Annotated in this window: 9 protein-coding genes; 2 read left to right on the top strand and 7 right to left on the bottom strand. The window is 43.6% G+C overall.

The features are described from left to right. Positions 1 to 147: 147 nt before the first annotated feature. Positions 148 to 420, bottom strand: a complete 273-nt coding sequence (locus AC5590_RS07510; RefSeq protein ID WP_169268420.1) for a hypothetical protein — start codon at positions 418 to 420, stop codon at positions 148 to 150. Between the two features lie 338 nt (positions 421 to 758). Further along, the gene (locus tag AC5590_RS07505) at positions 759 to 935 is read right to left on the bottom strand and encodes a hypothetical protein (RefSeq protein WP_169268419.1); all 177 of its coding nucleotides are present in this window, start codon (positions 933 to 935) and stop codon (positions 759 to 761) included. A 135-nt stretch (positions 936 to 1,070) separates the two neighbouring features. On the opposite strand from AC5590_RS07505, the gene AC5590_RS07500 reads away from it, so the two are divergent. Next, a complete protein-coding gene (locus AC5590_RS07500; RefSeq protein ID WP_211178736.1) occupies positions 1,071 to 4,019 on the top strand; it encodes a HEAT repeat domain-containing protein in 2,949 nt (982 codons plus the stop codon). A 76-nt stretch (positions 4,020 to 4,095) separates the two neighbouring features. Continuing rightward, on the top strand, positions 4,096 to 4,452 hold the full coding sequence (locus tag AC5590_RS07495) for a hypothetical protein (protein ID WP_211178735.1): 357 nt from the start codon (positions 4,096 to 4,098) through the stop codon (positions 4,450 to 4,452). A 163-nt stretch (positions 4,453 to 4,615) separates the two neighbouring features. On the opposite strand, the gene glgA is transcribed toward AC5590_RS07495, so the two are convergent. The 5 genes from glgA to AC5590_RS07470 all read right to left on the bottom strand — a co-directional run bounded on the left by glgA (position 4,616) and on the right by AC5590_RS07470 (position 11,960). Continuing rightward, on the bottom strand, positions 4,616 to 6,064 hold the full coding sequence (gene glgA, locus AC5590_RS07490; protein WP_169268417.1) for a glycogen synthase GlgA: 1,449 nt from the start codon (positions 6,062 to 6,064) through the stop codon (positions 4,616 to 4,618). A gap of 266 nt (positions 6,065 to 6,330) precedes the next feature. Continuing rightward, positions 6,331 to 7,302 carry a hydroxymethylbilane synthase gene (gene hemC, locus AC5590_RS07485; RefSeq protein ID WP_169268416.1) on the bottom strand — a complete coding sequence of 324 codons (972 nt, stop codon included), beginning with the start codon at positions 7,300 to 7,302 and terminating at the stop codon, positions 6,331 to 6,333. Between the two features lie 221 nt (positions 7,303 to 7,523). Beyond that, on the bottom strand, positions 7,524 to 9,053 hold the full coding sequence (locus tag AC5590_RS07480) for a glycosyltransferase (protein ID WP_169268415.1): 1,530 nt from the start codon (positions 9,051 to 9,053) through the stop codon (positions 7,524 to 7,526). A 440-nt stretch (positions 9,054 to 9,493) separates the two neighbouring features. After that, complete coding sequence (locus AC5590_RS07475) at positions 9,494 to 10,090, bottom strand: beta-class carbonic anhydrase (protein WP_169268414.1); 597 nt, start codon at positions 10,088 to 10,090, stop codon at positions 9,494 to 9,496. A gap of 355 nt (positions 10,091 to 10,445) precedes the next feature. After that, positions 10,446 to 11,960, bottom strand: coding sequence for a S10 family peptidase (locus AC5590_RS07470; protein WP_169268413.1), 1,515 nt, complete (start codon positions 11,958 to 11,960; stop codon positions 10,446 to 10,448). Positions 11,961 to 12,241 lie beyond the last annotated feature (281 nt).

Here is a 12,241-nt window from a genome sequence, read left to right as displayed (position 1 = left end):
TTTTGGGGGGAAGCGGAGGAACATAACGTGCCGCCCCGTTGTAGCACCTGGCGTGGAGAGAACCACCTCTGGATCAGATACCGCAAGGGGTCTAATCTAAGTGGACTCGTTGAACCAAGAATCCCTGTGGCTTTAGCACAGGGAGTGTCAAGAAACAAATGTACCTAGCATCACCCCTAAAATTGCGATTATTGGCAAGGAATAGCGAAATATGTACTCACCTTGAGTGGAGTCGTTATTCATATAATCAATTAGGCACTTGTACCACAGACAAAGCGTCAACGCCAAAATGAAGAAAACAAACACAAACTTGTACAAAGGTGAAGCAATGAGTAATGCAGTACTATACCCAAATAGCTGACTAGCATTGTACAAACCTGTTGTTACACAAACTCTACGTATAAATTGATCTGATGTCATATTTTGATATATCCGGAAGTAAGCCGGTCTTTTCGTTATATTTGTTATTAGCTTGTTTTTAGCTCGCTTTATTAATTATTGTCTGGAATTTTTGCATGTAAATACCAGGGGTAATTTATACCATTTTCAAAAGTCAGTGATCTGAATCCTCTCGCTAAGTACAACGGTAACTAGTTAAAATTCCCAACTTCTTAGCTCGAAGCTGTCCGAAGTTCGCAACGACGAGCTTCTTTTTCTTTTTCTTGGCGATCGCGCAACTCTACACAACCGTTGACATACAGCAGAATTCAGGAATCAGAAGTAAAAAGGTCTTTATGTCTAGCTTTTAGACCTCGGTATTATACCTCACTTACCTGCAATGTGCTGTAATCTGCCTCAAGTTGGTTCAAAAATCTGGATTGTTTGGATAATGCAAACGCATCTTCTAATCGACTCCCGCGATGCACCTGATAGCTTTCGTCTTTTTGCTGCTTATCCCACTCGATTGCTGCCTGACAAATCCAGGACTTACGCAACTGGCACAACGTGAGCGCTATATTTATTACATAAATATTACTCTGCACAGTAAGCAGCGAAGTTATCGCTGTGTTAGATGACCTGAGAAACAACGCACCAGAAATTTATGCTCGTTTGGCGATATAGTTAGGGCAATGGCGATAAGTAGCGACATCATCCAAAAATTATTGCGTCTGCTTAGACCGCTTATGCAAAGCGAAAGTCAGCGTAGAGGATATTTAATGCGATCTGCGCAAAGCGCAGCAGCGAAGCTATCGCTAGGCATGGATACACCTGTATTAAATCGCTTGTTGTTCAATCAACCTGTAGATACTTTCATCACAGATATGTTGAGAGAACTGGTAACCTTAAGCGAAACGACTGCTTGTGAACCTGCACTTTGTGCGTTGTTGGAAGTGATTCGTAAAGATGGAGGGCCAGATCTAGAGGTAAGCATAGATGAACTCCTGCAAGGAATTCGAGAGGAACTTCGGCGATCGCCTAAATCCTCTGGAGTATCGCCTCTATATCCTCATCCTCAGTTCCAGACATATCTAGAAAATATCGCCCAGAAGTATCAGCAATGGTCGAATATGTATACGTTGACCGATGCCGAGGGTAAAGTATTTGACGTGGATATGATGGTGCAAACACGGCAACCTAAACAACGAGAAGGAACGCCAGGTGAAGGAAAACAGGAAAAACTTGAGCGGTTGCCCGTGTTGGAGGGTATCCGTAAATATGCTAAAAACCATGTAGTATTGATAGGTAAACCTGGTTTGGGAAAGTCCACAGCTTTACAACGGTTGCTGTGGGAAGAAGCACAAGCAGCAATTCAGGGAGAAAAGCGAAAAATTCCGGTTTTGGTAGAACTGCGCAACTGGGATACTTCGGTAGAAACTTTGATTTACAAGTTTTTGCGAAAGCACAAGCAGCGCGTTGATATTAATAAAATTGAAGACTTACTAATTGACGACGAATTATTGCTGTTGATGGATGGGTTGAACGAATTACCCTGCGATGAAGCACGCGATAAAGTAGCACGATTCCGTCAAGATTACCCCGAAACACCAATGATTTTTACCACGCGGGATTTAGGTGTGGGGGGAAGTTTAGGAATTGACAAGCAACTGGAAATGCAACCCCTGACAGAAGAACAGATGCGAGAGTTTGTGCTTGTGTATCTCCCAGAACACGGTGAGCAAATGTTGCAGCAGTTGGGAAATAGACTGCGGGAGTTGGGGGAAACTCCGTTGATATTGAAGATGCTGTGCGATGTATTTATTCAAAAACGGGAAATTCCCAAAAGTCGGGGAGATTTATTTCGTCAGTTTGACAGTACAGTTAACAAGCTCAAAGAAGAAAAAGAAACTGTTCCCGTTGCGGAAGGATTGCGACGTTGGAAAGCAGAATTATTGCAGCATCTAGCATTTGTGATGATGCAACCCGAAAATCCCCAAGCCAACCCTACAGATTTTCGACTGTTAATTTCTCGTCGCCAAGCGGAAACAATTTTAGAGGATTTTCTCAAAGGTAGCGTAGAGTATCCCGCGCAAAAAGCGAAGGAATGGTTAGAAGGTTTGCTGAAACATTGCTTGCTGGAGAGTAAAGCTTCCGAATCAGAGCAAGTTTTGATTCAATTTCACCATCAGCTTTTTCAAGAATATTATGCGGCAGAATATTTGCTGAGGTTGTTACCTAACTTGAGCGATGCGAAGTTAAAGCGCGATTATTTGAATTATCTTAAGTGGACGGAAAGTATAGCGATCGCATTGGCTTTGGTAGAGGATGAAGCTTTAGCTGTGGGGGTGGTGCGGTTAGCGTTGGATGTGGATTTGATGTTGGGTGCGCGGTTAGCGGGTGAGGTGAAGGAGGAGTTTCAGGAGAAGACGGTAGGGTTGGTTTTGGGGTTGGGGGTTAGGGAGTTAGTAAAGATTAAGCTTTTGGGTATTACTCGTTCTCAATTTGCTTTTGTATATTTAGAACGTAGATTATACGATCAAAGTTCATCTATTCCTTCCGGTATTATCTTTGAATTAATAAATATCGGTGGCGTTAGAGCAATTAATGCTTTAATACAGGCTTTACAGCATAAAGACTATAAAGTTCGTAGTCTAGCCGCATGTCAATTAGGAGATATCCACAATCAACAAGTGGTAGATGCTCTTATTTTTGCTTTACAAGATGAAGAATTTGAGGTTCGTCGCCAAGCCGTATGGGCATTACAGAATTGCATCATGTGGATTGGCGATCTTAAGGCAATAAATCCTCTCGTTTCTGCTTTACAAGATGAAGAATCTGAAATTCGTTCCTGTGCTGCTTATGCATTAGATTTATCGAAATACTACATCAGCATCGATGAAGCAGTGCTTAATATCGTAGATATCTATTATGAAAATGAAGAACCGGATCGTGATTGGATTGATGAAGATGCAGAGCGTTATGTTATAAATCAGGTAAACCAAGCAGCATGGCATATATCTTTGACTTATGATTGTACATTGGAGGCAGAAGGTTATGACGCTGCTGTAAGCGCTATAATTAAATGCCTACAAAATCAAAGTTCATATATTCGTGAAGCTGCAATAGAAGAACTAGGAAAAATCTGCAACGACAGAGTAAAAGATAGAGCTATTGATGCTCTTATTCCTTTCTTAAAATCTAAAGAATTTAACAAACGAAGTAAAACCGCAGATGTGTTAGGGAAAATAGGCAATCAAGGGGCTATAGAACCTCTAATATCTGCTTTATTTGACGATGAATACTACATTCGTTGGAGAATTCATACAGCATTGGCGAATATTTCTACATTGAAAAACTTGCCCCAGATGTGGGAAATATGGTTAACTGATGTTCACCAAACAACTCAAAACTTGTCTCAGATGCTTGAACTGTGGGTAACTGACATTCAGGACACAAGCCATATAATTTTAAAAATTCAAGAACGCTGCAAATTTTACAACCATGAAATTTTCCATTCACCCCCAATAAAAGAAACAAAATCAACACCTACTAGCTCTACAACTATAATTAATTCCGAAATAGTACAAATTATAGAGATAAATGAAGGTGATGTCATCGGTAAGAAAACAACTGAAACCTAACCAATATTCAGATTCCCGACAACTTGTGCGAAGTCGAGAATCTATATCCGTGTTGACCTCTTAAAAGAGGTAACAAATGTCACAAAAATCCAAAGCATCTAAATACAACTTTGAAAAATCTGAAGTAGTGCAAATTATCGAAGAGAATCAAGGTACTGTTATAGGTAAAAATGTTGCAGAGAAAACCCCAGCCGAAGCTGCAAAGGAAATTCAAGATTTATTAGCACAACTGCAAACAAATTACCCGACAACAACAGAATATGAAAAACAAGCGTTTGTCAATAAGTTTAATGACGAAGTGAAAACTAATTCCCGCGTTCGGGATGTCATTTTAGCAGGAGGGATTGAATTAATTAAAATGCTTTGTCCACCGTTGGGTATCCGGATTGAAATGGGTAAAAGGTGGTTGGAAACTGCCCAGAAACAGAAGTAACCAGCTTGCTGGTTACAAATCCAGGCAGTTTTGACGGCTAATGGAAAAATATAGTTACAGTAGCCGAAAATTTATGCAAATTGATGCTCGTTTAGCGAACAGGGTAACTGATGGTATTAAGTAGCGATACTATGGCTTGTTGCGCGACGTGAAAGTTGTGCATTTAGGACTTGCCAGTAGCTACTGGCTCATCAACTTGCGCCTCTTCCTGCTGTGGTGGTTGCTCTTCTTCCTGAGGTGGTAAGCCATAAATCGACCGATACAGGTTCACATACTCCTTGGCAGATTGATACCAACTAAAGTCTTGACTCATACCGCGTTGTTGTAGCTGTTCCCAATAATCCTTGTAACGGAAACCTTCCCATGCCCGTATCATACAGGTAAACAGGTCCAATGGTTCATAACGGTCAAAGCAATAACCAGTACCTGCATGGTTCGTTGGATCATGATGGAATACGGTATCAACTAATCCCCCAGTACGACGGACAATTGGCACTGAACCGTAACGCAAAGCCATCATTTGGCTAATACCGCAAGGTTCAAAACGACTTGGCATGAGGAAAGCATCGGTACCCGCATAGATGCGACGAGCCAAGGCATCATTATAAAGTAAGTAAGTTGCCATGCGTCCGGGGTAGCGCGATGCGAGTTGCCACATTTGGGTTTCGTAGTAGCGATCGCCCGTTCCCAACAAAACAAACTGTGCATCTGTGTACGCCAGGAACCGATCCAGAATATTCAATATCAAATCGATGCCTTTTTGTTCTACCAACCGCGTGACTATACCAATAAAAAATGCCTTGGAGTTCACTTCTAACCCTACTTCTTCTTGCAAAGCAATTTTGTTTGCTTTGCGTTTCTCTAAAGTATCAGCACTAAAGGTTTGGGCTATGTACTTATCGGTGGCTGGGTCGTAAACTTCTGTATCAATACCATTGATAATACCCGACAACTTACCGCTGATGAAAGACAATAACCCTTCTAAAGTTTCACCATAAGCGGCTGTCTGGATTTGCTCGGCATAAGTTGGGGAGACAGTATTCACCTTATCTGCAAACTGTACTGCCGCTGCCATTGTGTTGTGTCCTTGCATATACCAAGGACACCAAGTCGTTTTCTCTAAAAACCAACGCCACGGACCTTGATATGCCAGGTTGTGTATCGTAAAAACAGTGCTGATATCAGGAGATTGATGCATCCACACAGGAATCATTCCTGTGTGCCAATCGTGACAGTTGACAATTTCCGGTTTCCAATAATTCCAACAAAACTCCGCTGCCCCGTTGGCGAAGAATGTGAACCGCCAATCTTCATCTTCTCCACCGTAAATTCGCCGAGGCGAAAAAGCCGGGTGTCCAAATAAGTACAAGGGAACATCAGTACCAGGCAGAACAGTTTCGTAAACTGCAAAGCTTTGGAACATGGCAGATCCCCACCAAATTGGCTCGGTGGGAATTTCCATTTTGTCTGGTAGCATACCGTAGTAAGGCAAGAAGATCCGCACATCATGCCCCATGTCCCTCAAGATTTTGGGGAGTGCTCCGACAACATCACCCATTCCACCAACTTTCGCAATGGGAGCTGCTTCTGCAGCCACAAATAAAATCCGCATGATAATGTGTGTTCCCTCGATTCTGCCTAGGTTCTAATTCCATGACTAATAGGCTAATGCCCCACACACAGAGTGTTGATGCGCAGTGCCCACCCTACAATCTAACCACATATACTGGTCACCGAAAAGCTCAACCAGTTATCAGTTACCAGTTATCAGTTACCAGTTATCAGGTAGAAAACGGACAAAGTCCACCCCTTGTTCACTGTTCACTGTTCACTGTTCACTGTTCACTGTTCACTGTTCACTGTTTACTGTTCACTGTTTCACGAACCCCGTTGAATCTCAGTGAAGATTTGATCCAAAATTTCTTGTGCTCCTTGTTGACGCAGTAGCTGTGCGAGTTCTTGACCTAGCTGTTCAGCATTTTGAGCTTTTCCTGTGACTGTATCTTTGACGAATTTTTGACCATCTACGCTTGCAACTATACCCGTTAGAGTCAAATTATCTCCATTGATTTCAGTATTTACACCAATAGGAACTTGACAACCGCCCTCAAGTTCACGTAAAAAAGCTCGCTCAGCAAGACAGCGATCGCGTGTTTCTGGATGTTCAATAGCTTTGAGGATCGAGAGCAATTCGCTATCGTCTCCACGACATTCAATTCCCAAAGCACCTTGCCCAACGGCGTGCAGAGAAATTTCTTTTGGTAGACTTTGATGGATGCGATCGCCCATTCCCAATCGTTCCAAACCCGCAACTGCCAAAATCAGCCCGTCATACTCACCTGCATCTAGTTTTGCCATACGTGTGTTTAAATTTCCCCGCACATCTTTAAATGTTAAGTGAGGAAAATGATGCCGCAACTGTGCTAAGCGTCGTAGGGAGGACGTACCGATAACAGCACCCTCTGGCAGTGTATCAATTTGCTTATCTTTGTGTTTTTCATGCACAACTAAAGCGTCTGCTGGGTTTTCTCGTTCTGTAATTGCTGCCAGAACTAACCCTTCTGGTAAGCGAGTCGGCAAATCTTTAAGAGAGTGAACAGCAAAATCAATCTCCTGGTTCACCATTCCTACTTCAAGTTCTTTGGTAAATAATCCTTTATCGCCAATTTTAGCTAAAGCAACATCCAGAATTTTGTCACCCTGAGTGGACATGGTGTGAACATCAAAAGAGATATCAGGAAAGCTTTTCTTGAGTTGTTCTTGTACCCAATAAGTTTGAATCAGAGCCAGTTGGCTTTTGCGAGTACCAATACGGATTGTGCGTGGAGAACTGGAAACAACAGATGTCATAAAGAAATATATCAAGCAGGGAGATAAATTCACTTTATCTAGACTACCGCAGTGGGTGACTTATCAGCTTTGTGCCCGATTTGAGTTCACGATTATTCTCAGTTCTGTTTACATATCTTTATTAAGTTCTATAGCAATATGCGAGGGCACAGTTAGCTCGTGCCCGTACAACCTACACCTACTCTACTGTTTGGAAACTCCTTGCTATAAATCTCCTTTGCTCAGGTGGCAGGTGCAGTCGTCAAATTTTGGTTAGACTCAAAGTAGAGATTGCTCAATTCTTCCAAGGAAACATCCGTCTGCTGTTCTGGATTAAGAAAGTAGGGATGGATTGGCAGCAGTTCAGCTTGCTCGCGTGGCTGTGGTGAAGACACAATCTGCTCGAGCTGGTTCAGGTAGTTTTGGGCAGTAGTTTCCCAGGTGTACGTCTTGAGTACCCGTTGCTGACCTGCAACGGCAAAATGCTCCCACTCATTAGAATCGCATAGCAATCGCTCTAAGCCCCGTGCAATATCAGCAGGGTCTTCTGGGTCAACAAGTACGCCATATTCTGTATCTCCCTCTCGCAGGCTCTCGCTAGGACCACCATTCTGAGTTGCGACTAATGGTAAGCCCGCAGCCGCTGCTTCTAAGGGAGCCAAGCCAAAGGGTTCATAAAGGGCAGTCAATGCAAACACCGAGCGCCGTTTAGCCATAAACCGATAAGTTGCAGCCAGTGCTTCTTGTCCTTCTGACAACCCAAATGCACTAATCTTGCCCGACAAGTCGTTTTCTTCGACCACTTTCCGGATGGGCGCTAAGACCTCTTCGGTTACTTCATCGCTAGTCAACTCTCGCAGCGGATCGTCCAGCCCCCCTGTCAAGAGCACCAAGTTGGCTCGTTCCTGAAGTGTTTGACTCATTGCAAAGGCTTGCACCAGCCCTAATAAGTTTTTTTTAGGTTCTAATCGACTGGATGCCAAAATGGCGGGCAAATCCCGACGTGATTCTGCAATATCCCGTGCCAATCGCTCCTGAACCAGTTGGTAAATACCTTCCTCGTTTTCATAACGCTCTTGAGCACCAAAGATGGAGAAATCTGCTCCCGGTGGAATCACCGCAAAGCGACTGTCGTTGTTGAAGTCCACTGCACCACAATAGACTCGGTGAGAGTACTGTTCAAAGCGTTCCTGTCGTGTACTAGTGATATTGATAGCCGAGCGATTCATGCTCAGGCGTTCCGCTATTATGCGGTATCTGAACTGGAATTGCTCGTCTATTTGCGCCAAATTCTCTGCAGTGACCTCAAGTTTGTCTATCTTTTGGGCACCGAGAGAATGACCTGTAAAGGTGAAAGGTATACTAGTTTTCTCCTCAATCAGAACGCCGCACAGTCCCCCATCAGCGTAATGGGCAGTCATAGCATCGGGTAACCCACCTTCCTCTTCATAAAATTTCAGAATATTGGGTACCCAATCACTTACCAGATGAGGCCATAAAAACTCTTTAGACACAAATTCTTCCGATCCTGCTGGTAAGCGGATGACACGGACGTTATCGACGCCTGGATAAGTGTCAAAAGGTTCAGCAAACTCTGGCCACTGGGGGTCAATGATTTGACGGGTGAGAATATCGACTTTGTGACCCTTTTGAGCTAATGCTATAGCGACTTGCTTGACGTAGATCAGCTGACCACCAAAATCTGGATGTTCTGATATATAACTACTGCTTGAATCAAAGTTACCCTGAGGGTTGACAAATCCAATGTGCATCGCCCACTTCCTAATACAAATTGATTTCCGCCTATCGACTTCTGCCTGAAGACAATAGCACAACAGTATTGGCGAGCCATTTGAGATCTCCCAAGACCGAAGAGCGCAGGCAGGGAGGCTGTACATGAGCGCAATCTAAAAGTCGGTCAAAGAGCTTTCATGAATTCCCTTTGGCGTAGACCTTGTTGATTCGCAAATTTTCCTAATATTTCAACTTATCATGACTGGGACTCATTCACATATATCGAATAACATGAACCTATCCCACTAATATAAAAATGTGGTAATCTATTTTTCAACTCAGAAGAGTGGATCACCTGTTGCCGCAAGGAGGTTCCCACTGTACCTGTACTCAGGTCAGTGGTGAGAGGAATTGCGGCAACAGGTGAATAGGTTGATGAGTTTTGGTTAAATACTTATAAATTTAAGCGCCGATTTACTTATAAACCTTTGGCACTCATTGCTTGAGCCGTGTTCACTTTCTCACTCAGACGCGAATGAGGAGAGCGTAACCTCATCGTCTCCACTTCCCAGATGTAGCCATGAATTACTACATCCTCAGGAATCAAAGGAGAATGTCGCAGCAACTCTACCTGTTTGACGCAAGTTTCATCTACGTCAACAAATGTTTTAATCCATTTAGAAAAAACACCTTTAGATAGCTTTAATTCAGGTAAAGCAGGATCAATGGATGTCTGGTCTAAATTAATTCCTTTTTTTTCTAAGAAATGACTGATAAACTCTCCAGAAGCAGTCATCATGCCGCATTCAGTATGGTTGATGACGATAATTTCTTTAGTTCCAAACAAGTGCGTTGTTAACATGGCAGACCGAATCGCGTCATCTGTCACTACCCCTCCTGCATTACGGAAAATATGAGCATCTCCTTCTCCAATTCCCAAGGCTTTCTCCACTGGTAAACGCTCATCCATGCAAGCTAATACCCACAGGCGTTTGTTATTGGGAATTCCCAACTGACGCCGTAGTGCCCAGTTTTTTCTGTCTGATAAATCTTGGTCAACTTTTTGGTGCAACATTACTTGAAATTTTATTGATAGGAGTGTAACCCTGACGGTGTATTGCGGCGACAACCCCAGTGTCAAACACCAAGGAACGCACTCACGAAAGTAAAAACATTTAGTTATTTTATCTATTCATTACAATGTAATCAGCATCACTTATTACAAAATCTGAGTTATAAGATTGTGGAGTTAGCAAATCCGTTAAGTCGGCATCCTCAATCAAACTCCCCTTAGAATCAATCAGATCTCCTCTGGAATCCCCCAACATTTCAACCAAAGAAAGAACAGGTAGTGATGCATAGTAATGATTTAACTTCGCAGGCTAGCATTGTAGTGATGAAGGAAATTCCTAATACCTTTCAAACTCAAGTTACACTGTCGCGTTCTGGTAGAAAGCTTTCATCTGAGCCAACCATGAAGAGCGCGATTCATCCCAAGTGAAGAACATATGCCCACCTTGAAAATATTTCACACTCAGATTGGGACGAATTTCTGGATTTAATTTCATCAGATCCGCCAGATGCTTTGAGGCAAAATAATGAGTAACCAAATCAAACAATCCATGAGCAATGTAAACTTGCATATAAGGGTTTAAAGCCATCCCCACGCGCAGGTCGTCCACCGACCCTAGAAACACCGACCCTAGAAAGCCCTGCTGGAACTCGCTTTTAACATCGAATTTCCAAGCATTGAATGTTTCTAAGTTCAGCAGACGGTAAGACAAGTCGGTTTCAACGCCTAATGTGTCCCGCAAGTGACTGTTGATAGCTCCCGTAAACAGGCGATCCAATCCATCAAGAGTGGGATCAGTGCCCTCATAAGTCGCGCGATCGGGAAAAGGATCGATCGCCGTGATCGAAGCGTCGTACAGTCCCACAATCCGCTCTTCGTCTCGCAGCAGTTCCCTGGCAAAGTCTTCAATGCTTATCCTTCCTGCTTTTCTCTCAACAAATGTCACAGGTAAGCCGATTAACCCTGCCAGCTGCTCATAGGCAATCTGGCGCTCATCGGATGTCACGGTATCTCCCATTGCCAGAAGCGGGATCAGTGTTGCGCGGGCAAATCGTTCTGCAGCTGCTATGTGAGCTTGTAAATTCCCAGGTTCCCCTGCCCATTGGACACGATTGTGATGAGCAGCAGCCGCCGCAAAGGAAGGAATCAGGGTTGCCCAAGCTGTGAGGTTGTAATCACTACCCTCCAGCAAACTGAACTCCAAAGCAGGAGAGATTAGAATAGCACCGGAAAGACCTACGCCAAATTCCTGTTGCAGTTTGCTGGCTAACCTGGCAACTCGAAAGCCGCCGTAACTCTCTCCCGCAATAAAGATAGGGGACAGCCATCGCTTATGACCAGAGAGAAATCGTTGGATGAATTCTCCCAGTGCTTTCAAGTCTCGCTCGACTTCCCAGAATTCTATCTCTTTGGGTTTATCTGCCTCCGGAGTATTGGTTTTCTCGCTCTGTTTATCCCGGTCCTCTTTGTCTTGAGGTAAACCACGGCTAAAACCTGTGCCAATTGGATCGATGAAGACCAGATCCGTAAAGCTAAGCCAACTTTCGACATTGTCCACCACCCGAACTGGAGGCTTGGGCAGATTACCATTAGCTGCGAAATAAACGCGCTTCGGACCCAATGCTCCCATGTGCAGATAAGCGGAAGCTGCTCCAGGTCCACCATTGAAGACGAAAGTTAGCGGTCGTTGCGATGCTTCTTTAACATCGGCTAGATAAGCCACATGAAACATTTCGGCAACAGGTTTTTCATCCTCAAACAGGGTTTGCCATTCGGCGATCGCAGTATAGCTGATCTGCTGCTCGCCAAGTGATAGCGTATGCTGAGTGATACTGGACTTGCGGGTTACGGGTGAGTCAGGAGTTTCAGGCATATTTTAGTAGTTCGGTAACGGGCAGTGCAAACTGGCAGTAGTGCAAAACCTTTTCTGGTAATGGTATTTTTGGAGCAAAGGTAATAAAGCTTAACTCATTTTATTGTGTAACGTGAACGAGTGAGCATTTGTCGAGCCATGGGCTGAGCAAACAACCTTTGTTGAGTTGCTAGCAGATCGCAAAACACATAGTTTTAAACAAATAATATGATGTCCGGCAAATCACCCTTACAGCAATTTTCAGGTAATTGAACCACAAACTACGGTAAGCTGGTAGTAAA

The sequence above is a fragment of the Brasilonema octagenarum UFV-OR1 genome (assembly GCF_963888615.1).
Lineage (GTDB): Bacteria > Cyanobacteriota > Cyanobacteriia > Cyanobacteriales > Nostocaceae > Brasilonema > Brasilonema sennae.
This window is presented reverse-complemented; position numbering and strand designations above follow the sequence as displayed.